Raw genomic sequence first — 15,161 nt, forward strand, 5'->3', positions numbered from 1 at the left:
GAGGCTGCATTACCCCCTGTAGGAGCGGGCTTGCCCCGCGAAGCAGGCAATGCCGTGGATGGCACCGGCTGCGCCGGTGTTCGCGGGGCAAGTCGGGTCGCCGCACCGCCGCTCCTACAAGGTGGGCAGGCAGTGATGCAAAAGCCACACACGCAGCATTGACAAGCGCCGAAACCGCTGCCGATAATCAAGCCAGTCATACGACAACTTACAACAATTAACAACAAGTAGAGCCGCCATGACCACAACCCCCTTCAAGCGCCTGCTGCTCACCGGAGCCGCAGGCGGCCTGGGCCAAGTGCTTCGCCAACGCCTCAGCGGTTGCGCCGAGGTGCTGCGCCTGTCCGATATCGCGCCCATGGCCCCGGCCAGCGGGCCCCATGAAGAAGTCGTCCCTTGCGACCTGGCCGACAAGGCCGCGATCCACGCCCTGGTCGCCGGCGTCGATGCCATCGTGCACTTCGGCGGCGTGTCGACCGAGCATGCGTTCGAGGACATCCTCGGCCCCAACATCTGCGGCGTGTTCCACATCTATGAAGCCGCGCGCCAGCATGGGGTCAAGCGCATCATCTTCGCCAGCTCCAACCACGTGATCGGCTTCTACGGCCAGGACCAACGCATCGACGCCCACGCCCAGCGCCGGCCCGACAGCTACTACGGCCTGTCCAAATGCTACGGCGAGGATGTCGCCAGCTTCTACTTCGACCGCTACGGCATCGAAACCGTCAGCATCCGCATAGGCTCATCCTTCCCCGCGCCGCAGAACCCACGCATGCTCTGCACCTGGCTGAGCTACGACGACCTCACCCAGCTGATCGAACGTGGCCTGTTCACCGCCAATGTCGGCCACACCGTGGTCTACGGCGCCTCCAACAACCGCACGGTGTGGTGGGACAACCGCCATGCCGCGCACCTGGGCTACCAGCCCAAGGACAGCTCCGAGGTATTCCGCGCCGAGGTGGAAGCCAACCCGCCCCCCGCCGCCGATGACCCGAGCATGCGCTACCAGGGCGGGGCCTTCGTCGCCGCCGGCCCCTTTGCCTGACGCCACACCTTTTTGCCAGGAGGCTCCAACATGCACTGCGAACTGATCGTCGACGCCCGCAACGGCACCGGCGAAAGCCCGGTGTGGCACCCCACCGAACACGCCCTGTACTGGGTCGATATCCCGGCCCGCCAGCTGCACCGCTGGCAAGACGGCGCCCATCAGGTATGGCAGGGCGAGGAAATGCTCGCCTGCATCGCCCGCAGCGCCGAGGGCTGGGTGGCGGGTATGCAAAGCGGCGTTTTCACGCTGCAGCCCAAGGCCGATGGCCGCCTCGACAGCCGCCTGCTGTGCAGCGTGGAACACGCCCAACCGGGCATGCGCTTCAACGACGGGCGCTGCGACCGCCAGGGCAGGTTCTGGGCGGGCACCATGCTCATGGACATGCAGCAAGGCGCCCATGTTGGCGCCCTGTACCGGGTGGATGGCGAAGGTGCCCTGCACCAGCAACTCCAAGGCATGATCGTTCCCAACGGCCTGGCCTTCAGCCCTGACGGGCGGCGCATGTACCTGTCCGACTCGCACCCCAACGTGCAGAAAATCTGGGCCTTCGACTACGACACCGACAGCGGCACGCCGCACAACCAGCAGCTGTTCGTCGACCTGCGCGCCTACCCCGGCCGCCCGGACGGCGCCGCCGTCGACGCAGACGGCTGCTACTGGATCTGCGGCAATGACGCAGGCCAGGTCCACCGCTTCACCCCGGACGGCCGCCTGGACCGCTCGCTCAGCGTGCCGGTGAAGAAGCCGGCGATGTGCGCCTTCGGTGGCGCCAGCCTCGACACCCTGTTCGTCACCTCGATCCGCCCCGCCGGCATCGACCTCAGCGACCAGCCCCTGGCTGGCGGTGTGTTCGCCCTGCACCCCGGCGTCCAAGGCCTGGAGGAACCTGCCTGGCGGGGCTGAAGGCAACCCTGCGCAGTACCGCGGCACCCAACACTTACGCGCGAAACCGGATAATAAAAAACACGGAGTTTCACCATGACCTTCAAACGCAAGCTGCTTCTTGCCGTACTCCCCTTCGCTTTCAGCCTGTCTGCGCCAGCCTCGGCGCTGGACATCAAGTTCGCCGAGATTCACCCCGCCGGCTACCCGACTGTGGTCGCCGAACAAAACATGGGCAAGAAGCTCGAACAGGCCAGCAATGGCGACATCACCTTCAAGATGTTCGCCGGCGGCGTACTGGGCTCGGAAAAGGAAGTGATCGAACAGGCGCAGATCGGCGCCGTGCAGATGACCCGGGTGAGCCTGGGCATCGTCGGGCCGGTGGTGCCAGACGTGAACGTGTTCAACATGCCGTTCGTGTTCCGCGACCATGCCCACATGCGCAAGATCATCGACGGTGACATTGGCCAGGAAATCCTCGACAAGATCACCCACTCCGAATTCAACCTGGTGGCCCTGGCCTGGATGGATGGCGGCTCACGCAGCCTCTACACCAAAAAGCCGGTGCGCAGCCTGGAAGACCTCAAGGGCATGAAGATCCGCGTGCAGGGCAACCCGCTGTTCATCGACATGATGAACGCCATGGGCGGCAACGGCATCGCCATGGACACCGGCGAGATTTTCAGCGCCTTGCAAACCGGGGTCATCGACGGCGCCGAGAACAACCCGCCCACCCTGCTCGAACACAACCACTACCAGAGCGCCAAGTATTTCACCCTCACCCACCACCTGATCCTGCCCGAGCCTGTGGTGATGTCCAAGACCACCTGGAACAAGCTCAGCCCCGACCAGCAGGCACTGGTGAAAAAGGTCGCCCGCGAGGCGCAGATGGAAGAACGCGCACTGTGGGATGCCAAGTCCGCCGCCAGCGAAGAGAAACTCAAGGCCGCCGGTGTCGAGTTCATCACCGTCGACACCAAGCCGTTCTTCGAGGCCACCGCCTCGGTACGCGAGAAGTACGGCGCGCAGTACGCCGACCTGATGAAGCGTATCGACGCGGTCGAGTAACCCCGGCCCCTTTTCCAAGATGACCTCGGCAGCGTGGCCACGCCACCCTGCCGCTTTGGTGATGCCTATGAAAATGCTCTTCCTGCGCGTCAACGACACGCTGTACCGCGCCTGTATCTGGGTGGCCGGCCTGTCGATCCTGACCATGTCGCTGATCATCCCCTGGGGCATCTTCGCCCGCTACGTGCTCGGCACCGGTTCCAGTTGGCCGGAGCCGGTGGCGATCCTGCTGATGGTGCTGTTCACCTTCATCGGCGCCGCCGCCAGCTACCGCGCCGGGGCGCACATGGCGGTGGCGATGATCACCGACCGCCTGCCCGAGGGCACCCGCCGCCTGGTGAATGTGCTGACGCAACTGCTGATGGTGGCGGTGTGCGTGTTCATGACCTGGTACGGCTACAAGCTGTGCGTCACCACCTGGAACCAGTACATGGCCTCGCTGCCCAGCGTGCGGGTGGGCATGAGCTATGCGCCCATCCCGGTGGGCGGTGTGCTGACGCTGATCTTCGTGCTGGAAAAACTCCTGCTGGGCGACCAGAGCCAGCGCAGGGTGGTGCGTTTCGACCTGGTGGAAGAAAGCGAGGGGGTGGCGTAAATGGATGCGTTCATTCTGTTGGGCAGTTTCATCGCCCTGATTCTGCTGGGCATGCCGGTGGCCTACGCCCTGGGCCTGTCGGCGCTGATCGGCGCCTGGTACATCGACATCCCGCTGCAGGCGATGATGATCCAGGTGGCCAGTGGGGTTAACAAGTTCTCGCTGCTGGCCATTCCGTTCTTCGTGCTGGCCGGGGCGATCATGGCCGAGGGCGGCATGTCGCGGCGCCTGGTGGCCTTTGCCGGGGTGCTGGTGGGCTTCGTGCGTGGCGGGCTGTCGCTGGTCAACATCATGGCCTCGACCTTCTTCGGCGCCATCTCCGGCTCGTCGGTGGCCGACACGGCCTCGGTGGGCTCGGTGCTGATTCCGGAAATGGAACGCAAGGGCTACCCGCGCGAATTCTCCACCGCCGTCACCGTCAGTGGCTCGGTGCAGGCGCTGCTGACCCCACCCAGCCACAACTCGGTGCTGTACTCGCTGGCGGCCGGGGGCACGGTGTCGATCGCCTCGCTGTTCATGGCCGGGGTCATGCCGGGGCTGCTGCTGAGCGCGGTGATGATGGGCCTGTGCCTGATCTTCGCCAGGAAGCGCGACTACCCCAAGGGCGAGGTGATTCCACTGCGCCAGGCGCTGAAAATCGCCGGCGAGGCACTGTGGGGCCTGATGGCCATGGTGATCATCCTGGGCGGCATTCTGTCGGGGGTGTTCACCGCCACCGAGTCGGCGGCGGTGGCGGTGGTGTGGTCGTTCTTCGTGACCATGTTCATCTACCGCGACTACAAGTGGCGCGACCTGCCCAAGCTGATGCACCGCACGGTGCGCACCATCTCGATCGTGATGATCCTGATCGGCTTCGCCGCGAGCTTCGGCTACGTGATGACCCTGATGCAGATTCCGTCGAAGATCACCACGGCGTTCCTGACCCTGTCGGACAACCGCTACGTGATCCTGATGTGCATCAACTTCATGCTCCTGCTGCTGGGCACGGTGATGGACATGGCGCCGTTGATCCTGATTCTGACTCCGATTCTGCTGCCGGTCATCAGCGGCATCGGCGTGGACCCGGTGCACTTCGGCATGATCATGCTGGTGAACCTGGGGATAGGGCTGATTACCCCACCGGTGGGCGCGGTGCTGTTCGTGGGCTCGGCAATCGGCAAGGTGAGCATCGAGGCCACGGTGAAGGCGCTGTTGCCGTTCTACCTGGCGTTGTTCCTGGTGCTGATGGCAGTGACCTACATTCCGGCCATTTCGTTGTGGCTGCCTAGCGTGGTCTTGTAATCGCAATGGGGGCTGCTTTGCACCCCATCGCAGCTCAACCAGCCCCCACCTGTAGGAGCTGGCTTGCCTGCGATGGGCTGCAAAGCAGCCCCAGGCTCTCAATGCAAACGGATCCTGCACATGGCTGTTTCGTCCTCTACCGCAACCCTCTTCCCACGCAAACTCGCAGTCGCCCTGTTGGCCCTGCTGGCCTGCGCGTTCGCCGGCAACCACATCGCCGCACGCATCGCCTTCGACGACAACACCGGCGTGCTGCTGGCCATTCTCTGCCGTTCGGGCATCACTTTCCTGGTGCTGGCCAGCCTGTTGCTGTGGCAGCGCCAGCCCCTGGGCTTGCCGAGCGGCACCCGCCGCTGGCAACTGCTGCTGGGCCTGTTGATCGCCACCCAGAGCCTGTGCCTGTATTCAGCGGTGGCGCGCATTCCGGTGGCCCTGGCGCTGCTGGTGGGCAACACCTTCCCGATGCTGCTGGCGCTGCTGACCTGGGCCTTGGGCGGCGCCCGGCCCAGCGGGCGCACGGTGCTGTTCATGGGGCTGATTCTCAGCGGCCTGGTGCTGGCGCTGGACGTGCCGGGCCACCTCGGCGCCAGCCACGGCGCCAACCCGCAGTGGGCCAGCGGCGTAGGCCTGGCCTTCGGCGCCGCCTGCGTGTTCGCCTGCGCGCTGTGGATCACCGACCACAAGCTGGCCAGTGTGCGCGGCCCGGTGCGCAGCCTGCTGACCTTGTTGATCGTGTTCAGCAGCATGTTGCTGGCAGGTGTCAGCGGGGTGATGCCGTCTGGCCTGTCGCTGCCGGGCAGCAGCAGTGGCTGGCTGGCCCTGGCCAGCCTGGTGGTGCTGTACGGCATTGCCTTCAGCCTGCTGTTCGTCTGCGTGCCGCGGCTGAACATGGCGCAGAACGCGCCGGTGATGAACGTCGAACCGATCGCCACACTGGTGCTGGGCTGGGCCTTGCTGGAACAACAATTGAACACCCTGCAGCTGCTGGGCGGCGCCGTGGTGGTGTGCGGCATCGTCCTGTTGACCTACCGGAGGCCCTGATGAGCGTGCCCCTGCTGCACCTGCAAGACCACCTGACCCGGCTGACCCTCGCCCCCAGCCTTGGCGCCAGCCTGGTCAACTGGCAGGCCAAGGCCACCGGCCAGGCCCTGCTGCGCCCTGCCGACCCCACCGCGTTGGCCAGCGCCAGCCCAAGGCGCCTGGGCGGCTACCCGCTGGCCCCGTGGTCCAACCGCATCGGCGACGGCGGTTTCGCCAACCCCGACGGCTGGCTGGCCCTGGCACCGAACACCGAGCACGACCCCTACCCCATCCATGGCAGCGCCTGGCAGCAGGCCTGGCAGGTGGCGCACCACAGCGAACGGCGGGCGCGGCTGACGCTGGACAGCCAGGTGCCGTTCGCCTACCAGGCCACCCTCGATGTGCACTTGCTGGCGGGTTGCCTGAACCTCGACCTGCACGTGACCCACCGCGATGCCCGGCCGATGTGGCATGGCCTGGGCCTGCACCCGTATTTTCCCCGTCACCGCGAAACCCGGCTGCACGCCCCGGCGCACAGCGTGTGGTTGGCCGAGCAAGGCCAACTGCCGACGCGCCAGGCGCCGATCCCCGCGCAGTGGAATTTTGCACGCCTGCTGGCGCTGCCCGATGACACCGTCGACCATGCGTTCAGCGGCTGGGCTGGAGAATGCATGATCGCGCAACCGGGCTACCGCCTGGCCTGTCGCGCCACGGGCGCCGGGCACTTCCTGCTGTTCTGCCCCGCCGGCCAGCCGTTCTTCTGCTTCGAGCCGGTCAGCCACCCGATCAACGCCCACCACCTGCCCGGGCGGCCTGGGCTGAAGCTGCTGGAGCAAGGCCAGGCCCTGAGCCTGGGCTTGCGCCTGCACTACCAGCCCGATCAGTCCAGCTGATGGCCACGCAACTGCTGGGCCAGCATGTCGACGAATGAGCGCACTTTGGCCGAGCCGTACTTGCTTTCCCGGTGCATCACATGGATCGGCCACGGCGCTTCTTCGTAGTCGGCCAGAAGCACCTGCAACTGGCCGTTGGCGATCTCCTCCACCACCTGGTACGACAGCAGGCGGGCGATCCCCAACCCACCCACGGCGGCGGCGATGGCACCGTCGTTGCTGGTCACCGTCAGGCGCGGCTTCATGCGCACCAGGGTCGGCTCATCGGTGACGCCAAAGCGCCAGCCGGCCCGTGGCGACAGGTTGGTGGTGGCGATCACCGCGTGGCTGTGCAGGTCCGAGGGGTGCTGTGGCACGCCATGGCACGCCAGGTAATCGGGGGATGCGCACAGCATGCGCCGCACCCGGCCTACGCGCAGGGCCTTGAGCCCGGAGTCGGGCAACGGGCCGATGCGCACGGCAACGTCCATGCCCTCCTCGACCAGGTTGACGATACGGTCGAGGAAGTAGGCCGACACGTCCACCTCGGGGTATTGCTGCAGGTAGCGCACGATGCAGGGCATGACGAATTTCCTGCCGAACAGGATCGGCGCGGTGACTGCCAGCTCGCCCTTGGGCGTGGCGTTGATGCCGGCGGCGGCTTCGTTGGCCTCGTGGATGCTGGCAAGGATCAGGCGGGTGTCTTCCAGGTAGCGGCCACCGGCCTCGGTCAGGCGCACGCTGCGGGTGGTGCGCAGCAGCAGCTTGACCCCCAGCTGCTCTTCCAGGGCGCTGACGGCGCGGGTAACGGCGGCGGGCGAGATGTCCAGGTGGCGTGCGGCGGCGGCGAAGCTTTCCAGCTCGCCGACGGCGACGAACACCTTCATCAGGTGGATCTGGTCCATGCGGGGTCCTGGGCCTTGAGGGGTGGGGGGATTATCGGATATTTGCTGTGCCTGTGCCGGCCCTTTCGCGGGGCAAGCCCGCTCCTACATCCGCGAAAGGGCCGGCACAGGCAACCTCACAACGCCAGCACCAACGCCTGCGCCGGCACCGCACAGCAGATCAACGCCGTCCCCGCCTCGGGCATCTCGGCTGGCGGGTTGGGATAATGCACCGCCCCGCTCACCACCTTGGTCTTGCACGTCCCACACGACCCGCCCCGGCAGCTGAACTCCGGCGCCAGCCCACGGGCCTCGGCCAGCTCCAGCAAGGTTCCGCCGCCCGGCGCCCAGCGCGCCTCCTTGGCGGAACTGGCGAAATACACCGGCACCGGCTCACTCGCCGCTGGCGGCTGTTGCAGCGTCGGCTGGTGGTCATCGCCATGGCGCCTGAGGGTCGAGGGGCCGAAGGCTTCTGCGTGAATCCGTGCATCTGGCACATGCACCCCACGCAAGCCTTGGTAAAGGTCCTGGGTGAAGCTGGCCGGGCCACACAGGTAGAAGTCGTAGTCATCCAGCGCCAGCACCGCCTTGACCTGCGCGATACCCAGGCGCCCGGCCTGCTCGTAGTCGCGGCCCAACACGGCATCGGCCTCAGGCTGGCTCAGCGAGCGGTGCAGGCTCAACAGGCCACCGGCCTGCCCACGCAGCGACTCCAGTTCGTGCTGGAACGGCAGGTCTGCCAGGCTGCGCGCCCCGTGGAACAGGTGAATACGCCGCCCCCGCGCCAGGGCCAGTTGTTCGCGCAGCATGGCGATCAGCGGTGTGATGCCCACCCCTGCACCAATCAGCACCAGGGGCCGGCAGCTTTGCGGGTCGAGGGTGAAGCTGCCCATGGGCACGCGTACGTCGAGCACATCGCCCACCTTCACCTGCTCGTGCAGGTAGCGCGACGCCGGGCCCTGGGCCTTGACGCTGATACGCAGGTAGCCATCCGAAGGCGCACAGGACAGGCTGTAGGTACGAATCAACGGCGCTTGGTCGCCCTGCGGAATCCGCACCGGTATGTGCTGCCCCGGCGCAAAGCTCACCGGCGCTGGCGGGGCCAGGTAGAACGAGCGGATATCGCGGCTTTCCTGCTCCACCCGCTGCACCTGCCAACCCTGCCACTGGCGCTGCCGCTCGCGCTGCTGCAGGCGCTGCTGCGCTTCGGCCCAAGTGCCGGTGGCAAGGCTGGTGGGGGCGTATTCGTTGAAGGCCCAACGCAACGACACCGCCGCCCGGCGCAGCACCACCTGCTCGATGTCCAGCGTCCACAAGCGCTCGGCGCCCTCGAAGGCCTGGATCAGCGGGCTGTCGAGGATAACCTCGGCACGCCCGCTCACTTGCAACAGGTTGCCGTTGCTGAAGTCGACGAACAGCAGCCCGGCCACTGGGTTCTCCAGCAGGTTGCCCAGGGTGTTGAAATGCAGGTTGCCCGCGTAGTCGGGGATGGTCAGGCGGTTGCCTTCGACCCGCACGAAGCCGGGCCGGCCACCCCGGTGGGAAACGTCCACTGCCCGCTGGCCATCGGCGTGCTCGATGTAGCTGGCAACGAAGAAGGTGTCGGCCTGGGCGATCATCTGGGCGGTGCCTTCATCCAGCGCCTGGGCATCGATGCGCCCCTGCGCTGGGGCATCGACCCGGCGGTAGTCACGCAGCTGGATGTACTGCGGGCAGTTGCCGAAGGACTGTTCCACCGTGACCGCCAACTGGCCGCTACGGGCCATGTGAATACGCCCGTTCATGCGGTTGCGCCGGCGTGTGTGCAGTTCGATGCCGAGCAGGCCGATGGCCTGCCCGGCGGCAAGGCCCGGGGTTGCCGGGTCGTCGCCGGCAAGCCGGGTGTCGATCAGCAGTTGCCGAGGGTCCGGTGAGCTGACGAAACCTGGCGCGCCTTCGAGCAGGGTCGCCCAGGGTTTGCCCTGCGCATCCACCGCGCCCGCCACAATGAACGGCAACTGCTGGTAGAACTGCCGATGCTGGTCGGGCATGTGGTCACGAATCACCTTAGGCCCGAACACCTCCATGCGTTCCGACACACCGACCTTTTCTTGCAGGGTTTTTTCCCCGGCGTGCCAGGGTGAAGGCAATGTTTGCATGGCGGCAGTCCTCCGGTTGCAGGCGCCTCAGGCGCTGGCTTGCAGGCCTACGGCCGTGCGTGGCATGGCGACGAAACCGGGCAGCGCCTCGATCCGCGCAAGCCAGGCGCGCACGTTCGGGTAGGGCTCCAGCGAAACATTGCCCTCGGGTGCGTGGGCGATGTACGAGTAGTTGGCGACATCGGCGATGGTCGGTTGGCTGCCGACCAGGAACGCGGCCTTGGCCAATTCGCTGTCGATCACCTTGAGCAGGGTGTGGGCGCGGCCAATCACTTCATCGGAATTGAATGCGGCCCCGAACACGGTTACCAGGCGCGCGGCCGCGGGGCCGAACGCCAGCGGGCCGGCGGCCACCGACAGCCAGCGCTGCACGCGGGCAGCCGCCACGGGGTCGTGGGGCAGCCACTGGCCGGAGGGGTCGTAGGTACTGGCGAGGTAGACGAGGATGGCGTTGGAGTCGGCGATCACGGTGCCGTTGTCATCGATCACCGGCACCTGGCCGAAGGGGTTGAGGGCGAGGAATTCGGGTTGCTTGTGCGCACCCTTGGCAAGGTCGACGAACACCTGCTCGGCGGGCAGCCCAAGCAGCGACAGCATCAGCTCGATGCGGTGGGCGTGGCCGGACTTGGGGAAGTTGTAGAACTTGATCATGGCTGGGCTCCAGGGTGACACCGGGGTGGTATCGGGTGGAGCCCATGCTGCGCCGATTCGGCGGCAAGCAGAATCAGCGCAGCGGGGAAACCATAATTTCGCCTGGCGAAATAATGCGTGTCAGTGGCGCTGCTGCTTCTGGTAGCGGTACAGGCCGCGGGCGGCTTCAATCACATGGGGCACGCAGGCCTGCAGTTCATCGAAGCTCATGGCATCGAGCACTTCGAAGTTATCTTCCAGGCCATGCAGCGAGATGGCCTTGAGCAGTTGGTCCTGCTCCGGCGGCAGTGCTTCCCAGCCCGCCACCTGGGTGCCGCGCATGTAGCCAAAGCACCATTCTTCCATGATGATCGCCGGGCCCTCCTCGGCCTCGCTTTCCTCGAACAGCGGCTCGAAGCCGTCGAGGTCATCGGCCAGTTGCTCGGCGACCTGGTAGGCATAGCGCAGCATCAGGGCGGTGTAGGCCTCTTCATGGGCGGGCTTCTTGAACTTGGGCACCTTGCCGCCAGCGACGGTGGGCAACCACTGCTCCGGCAGTACCTCCACCGGCGAGCTGGCCAGGGCGGTGAAAAAGCCGTTCAGCTCGGCCAGGTTGAGCACCGAATAGTCGTTGCCGTAGGTGATCAGCAGGTCTTCGAGACGGTCGAGTTCTTTTTCGCTGAGCGCGGGGAGCATGGGTAAAAATCCTGGAAAGCAAAGATGTGTGCACCCTAGCACAGGACGGCTCGAAGCAAGCCCGCCGCCACGCTTCGGCGGGCAATTTCCTTAGCGTGCAGCCAGCCAGCTTGGCAGCGCCTCCTCGTTGCCCAAGCCGATCAACAACCACAGCAACAGGCGGCACTTGCGTGGGCACAGGCTGCCGGCCATGTGCATGCCCTTTCTCTGTAAGTCGATTTCTGCACCTGCAAAGCCATAGCTAGCACTTGCGGTCGGCCCGCTGCCGGTGCGGGTGGCCACGATCACAGGGATGTCCAGGGCAATACTCGCCATTGCCTGGGCCCAGGCGGCGGACACATGGCCTGCACCAAAGCCACTGACCACCAGCCCCTGGTAACCCAGCGTCGGGATGGCCTGGAGCAAGGCGCCGTCGGCATCCAGGCACGCTTCGAGCAACGCGACACGGTGCCCGCAGCGGCGCGGCGGCGGCAACACCTTGCGCAGTAATGGAGGACGCCGATACATCGCCCGCCCCTCTACCACGCCCCCTTCCGGGCCCCAACCGGGCGATTCAAAAGCAGCCATGGCCAAGCTGGCCGTCTTGCGGACATGGCTGGCCAGATGAACCTGGTCGTTGAGCACCACCAGCACACCACGCCCGTGGCTTTCAGCCGTCAGGGCCACCTGGACTGCCGCGAGCAGGTTGGCCGGCCCGTCATGGCCGGGCTGGCTGGCCGCGCGCATGGCCCCGGTCATCACCAACGGTGCATCGAAAGGCCAAAGCAGGTCGAGAAAATAAGCCGATTCTTCAAGCGTATCCGTGCCCTGGGTCAGCACCACCGCTTGCGCGCCGCGCTCGACCTCGCCCCGAGCCCAGTTCAGCACATCGAGCATGATCTGGAAGGTAAGCGATGCACTGGGTAACAGGCCCAGGCTGGTGGTGGTGATACGCGCAAGCGTACCGAGCTGTGGCACGCCGGCAAGTAGCGCGTTGCCTTCGAGCTGCGGCGTCACACCCTGGCCAGGCAAGCCCGCCTGCATACTGACCGTTCCCCCCAAACAGCCGAGCGAAAGGCGAGGCAAGTTGTGCTTGTCGTTCATGCGCTCGCCCCATCACCAGCCCCAGCAACGAGACAATTACGACTGTGCACACGGCCATCGACAGCACATTGCCAATGTATCCGTGCATGTAGCCTGGCAACCGCTGGCTGATCGCCACTGCCAGCGGTGGTGCGAACAGTGCGCCAAGCGCAGCGCTGCCAACCAACACCTGCCAACTGCCACCCAATGTGAGTATCGCGGCTGGCATGATCGACACGATGGGAATATAGGTTGGATACCACCCGCGTATCCGCCATTGGCGTAACCACAGCAGCACGCCGAACAACGAAGCCAGCGCCTGGCCCGCGATGATGGGCAGCAACAGCTGTGACCCGTAGGCTGGGGCCGAAGGTGCCAAAACATAGGCGAGCAGCGCACCAAGCAGTAACCCAAGGCTGGCCCACTCATTGCCGAAGAACGGCGCCTCGCTGAAATCGGCAAGCACCCGACGCAGGACCCACAGCACGCCATAGTCCGCCTTGGCGCTGGCGGGCTGCGCCGTGCAGGGGCGCAAACCGTCACGCACCAACACAGGAAAGCGTTTGCACAGTCCAAAGGCCACCAAACTTGCCAGCGCCATGCCAGTGACATTGCCCACCACCGCCGGTAGCCCCAGCGGGTAGCACAGGTAGTTGACCAGCCACAGGCTGGCCGGGGTTACCAACACCGCTCCCAGCCATGCACCGCTGAGGGCGACCCGCCAACCACCACCGAACAACAGCACCATGGCTGCGGGCAGCGAGACGAACGCCACGAACGTGGGTTGCCAGGTACCACTGGCCAGTGTCCAGCCCCAAAGCACATGGCTCAGTAGCAGCCCGAGCAGCGAACTGGTAAACAACCAGGGCCACAGGCCAGTGCCGTAGCAGATGGCAAAACCCTGCCAGCGATACCCCTGCACATGCGCCCAATGTGCCAGGCAAGCGCCCAACAGCATGCCCAACGCCGGCAGTTCGTGTTTGTAGAAGGCCACTTCGCTGATATCACCAACGATCCAGCGAAGCCGGCTCAATGGCTGATCCAGCGAACCGGTCAACCTTGCATAGTCAGGCCATTCGCCGAACACGATACTGGCGGCCAGCAGCGCGACGAGCACTAGCATCGTCAGCAATGGCTTGTGCTGGCCGAGAGGAGGTGTCTGCTGCATACAACCTCCTCAACGCGGCATCGCGGGATGCAGGCGATAGCCCAGCGCAGCATCGTACAGATCGGTTCGACGATCTCGCGGCAGGTCGTTCAGGTTGTTCCAGATCGGCGCTGAGCGTGCGGTACTCAGGTCGACATCGGCGTAGACGATGCACTCTTGCTCGGCACCCGCAACCTCGCCGATCGGCCAGCCGTGGGTGCCGGCAATCAGCGAACAGCCAAGGAAGCGCCCGCCCCGCTCACTGCCGATACGGTTGGCGGCGGCTATGTAGAGGTTGTTGACGTGGGCAGCGGTCATGGTCAGGTACGACGCCATGCAACGCCCAGACGCATCGAACAGCGGCGGCGGCGTCCATACCCAGTTGTTCAGGCTGCAGATGATATCGGCCCCTTGGCTGGCCATCAGCCGTGGCACTTCCGGGAACCAGATATCCCAACAGATCATCAGGCCGATGCGGCCGATCGGGGTTTCGAACACGGGGAAACCCAGATTACCTGGGGTGAACCAGAGCTTCTCCTGGTTCCACAGATGCGCCTTGCGGTAAAGCCCAAGCCGGCCTTCGGGGCCAAACAGCACCGCGCTGTCATAGAGCTTGAGCCCGTCCCGCTCGGCAAAACCCGCTGCGAGATACACCTGCTGCTCCCGAGCAAACGATTCCCAGGCCTGCAGGCTGGAGCTGCCATCCAAGGGCTCGGCATGGGCATAGGCCTCGGCTCGGGTGTGGAAGGTGTATCCGGTATTGGCCAACTCGGGCAGCACGATCAGGTTGGCGCCTTCACTGACAGCGCGCTGGGCCAGCAGCAGCCCTTTGTTCAGGTTGCCACGGGTGTGCTTCAGGCCCACTTGCGGGTCGTACTGGATGACAGCGATACGCACGGGGCTTACCGGGTTGCAATCTGCAGGCATGGCGGCTTCCTTGGTTTTGGTTGTTGTGGAAGGACGCCAGTAGAAAGGGAGTTGCCTGGGGAGCAACAGTCAGGAAGCTCCCCTGGGCATTGAAGGAAAAGGCAAGCCAGGATGTAAGAAACAACCTACAAATACGCTTCGATTACCTGCACTTACCTCACTTGATAATGCGGGTAGTGCGCTAGCTCAAAGCCACCTTGAAAACGCGCAGAGGTGTGGCTGCAGAGGTTGATGACCACATCAATGGCCGTGCGAAGGCAGGGCTCTGTCCAACCGGCGTCTACGGAGAAGGACTCTCCGGCCAGATAGAGCCCCGAAGCGCCGCTGAAATCACGGTTGTATTTCATCAAGCTGACAGCATCGTAGTAGGTACCCGCACGGTACAATTTCGCACAGCCCAAGGAATTGCGGTCTGTCATCCACCGTTGTATGCGGATGTTACGAGTGTCGATGTAGGGCGAAATGGCTTCGCCAATGCTGACTCTGGATCGCTGTCCATCAGGCAGCTAGCGCAGCCCGCATAGGGAGGGAACGCGGGAGGATGGCACCGGCTTCGCCGGTGTTCGCGGGGCAAGCCCGCTCCTACAGAGGCACACGGTCCTTGTAGGAGCGGGCTTGCCCGCGAATGGCCGTTAAGCCTTATACCGCCAGCGCACGCTCACGCAGTTCGCTGTTGAGGATGCGGTCGTTCTCGCTGTAGTCGACCGGGCAGTCGATCACGTGAACGCCTGGGGTCTTGATGCAGTGTTCCAGCAGCGGCAGGAAGGCTTCGGCGCTTTCCACGCGGTGGCCGTTGGCACCGTAGGCTTCGGCGTATTTGACGAAGTCCGGGTTGCCGTAGTCCAGGCCGAAATCGGTGAAGCCCATGTTGGCCTGCTTCCAGCGGATCATGCCGTAGCCGTCGTCACGCA

14 protein-coding genes are annotated in these 15,161 nt (G+C 65.1%); 7 read left to right on the forward strand and 7 right to left on the reverse strand.

The features are described from left to right. The first annotated feature begins 238 nt into the window (after nt 1-238). The 7 genes from F3J44_RS27145 (at nt 239) to F3J44_RS27175 (ending at nt 6,787) form a co-directional block, all read left to right on the forward strand. On the forward strand, nt 239-1,045 hold the full coding sequence (locus F3J44_RS27145; RefSeq protein ID WP_167277526.1) for an NAD(P)-dependent oxidoreductase: 807 nt from the start codon (nt 239-241) through the stop codon (nt 1,043-1,045). Between the two features lie 30 nt (nt 1,046-1,075). Continuing rightward, on the forward strand, nt 1,076-1,951 hold the full coding sequence (locus F3J44_RS27150; RefSeq protein ID WP_167277528.1) for an SMP-30/gluconolactonase/LRE family protein: 876 nt from the start codon (nt 1,076-1,078) through the stop codon (nt 1,949-1,951). A 75-nt stretch (nt 1,952-2,026) separates the two neighbouring features. Beyond that, complete coding sequence (locus tag F3J44_RS27155; protein WP_167277530.1) at nt 2,027-2,998, forward strand: TRAP transporter substrate-binding protein; 972 nt, start codon at nt 2,027-2,029, stop codon at nt 2,996-2,998. 67 nt (nt 2,999-3,065) lie between these two features. Then, on the forward strand, nt 3,066-3,593 hold the full coding sequence (locus F3J44_RS27160) for a TRAP transporter small permease (protein ID WP_167069450.1): 528 nt from the start codon (nt 3,066-3,068) through the stop codon (nt 3,591-3,593). After that, the gene (locus tag F3J44_RS27165) at nt 3,594-4,874 is read left to right on the forward strand and encodes a TRAP transporter large permease (protein ID WP_167277531.1); all 1,281 of its coding nucleotides are present in this window, start codon (nt 3,594-3,596) and stop codon (nt 4,872-4,874) included. A 120-nt stretch (nt 4,875-4,994) separates the two neighbouring features. Next, nucleotides 4,995-5,915, forward strand: coding sequence for a DMT family transporter (locus tag F3J44_RS27170; protein ID WP_167277533.1), 921 nt, complete (start codon nt 4,995-4,997; stop codon nt 5,913-5,915). Further along, nucleotides 5,915-6,787 carry an aldose 1-epimerase gene (locus F3J44_RS27175; protein WP_167277534.1) on the forward strand — a complete coding sequence of 291 codons (873 nt, stop codon included), beginning with the start codon at nt 5,915-5,917 and terminating at the stop codon, nt 6,785-6,787. The genes F3J44_RS27170 and F3J44_RS27175 overlap by 1 nt, the downstream gene beginning before the upstream one ends. Here F3J44_RS27175 and F3J44_RS27180 read toward each other — a convergent pair. The 7 genes from F3J44_RS27180 to F3J44_RS27215 all read right to left on the reverse strand — a co-directional run. Then, nucleotides 6,775-7,671, reverse strand: coding sequence for a LysR family transcriptional regulator (locus tag F3J44_RS27180; RefSeq protein ID WP_167277536.1), 897 nt, complete (start codon nt 7,669-7,671; stop codon nt 6,775-6,777). The genes F3J44_RS27175 and F3J44_RS27180 overlap by 13 nt on opposite strands. Before the next feature lie 116 nt (nt 7,672-7,787). Continuing rightward, the gene (locus F3J44_RS27185) at nt 7,788-9,788 is read right to left on the reverse strand and encodes a pyridoxamine 5'-phosphate oxidase family protein (protein ID WP_167277538.1); all 2,001 of its coding nucleotides are present in this window, start codon (nt 9,786-9,788) and stop codon (nt 7,788-7,790) included. Between the two features lie 27 nt (nt 9,789-9,815). Further along, the gene (locus F3J44_RS27190) at nt 9,816-10,439 is read right to left on the reverse strand and encodes a glutathione S-transferase family protein (RefSeq protein WP_167277539.1); all 624 of its coding nucleotides are present in this window, start codon (nt 10,437-10,439) and stop codon (nt 9,816-9,818) included. Between the two features lie 120 nt (nt 10,440-10,559). Beyond that, nucleotides 10,560-11,114, reverse strand: a complete 555-nt coding sequence (locus tag F3J44_RS27195; RefSeq protein WP_167277541.1) for a UPF0149 family protein — start codon at nt 11,112-11,114, stop codon at nt 10,560-10,562. 90 nt (nt 11,115-11,204) lie between these two features. Continuing rightward, nucleotides 11,205-12,197, reverse strand: a complete 993-nt coding sequence (locus tag F3J44_RS27200) for an asparaginase (protein ID WP_167277543.1) — start codon at nt 12,195-12,197, stop codon at nt 11,205-11,207. A gap of 1,156 nt (nt 12,198-13,353) precedes the next feature. Continuing rightward, entirely contained in the window at nt 13,354-14,250 is an 897-nt protein-coding gene (locus tag F3J44_RS27210; protein WP_167277544.1) for a nitrilase family protein, read from the reverse strand. Between the two features lie 639 nt (nt 14,251-14,889). Then, the coding region (locus tag F3J44_RS27215) for a thiamine pyrophosphate-dependent enzyme (protein WP_240158550.1) at nt 14,890-15,161 on the reverse strand (272 nt) is incomplete at its 5' end.

This window comes from Pantoea sp. Tr-811 (assembly GCF_011752535.1).
GTDB lineage: Bacteria > Pseudomonadota > Gammaproteobacteria > Pseudomonadales > Pseudomonadaceae > Aquipseudomonas.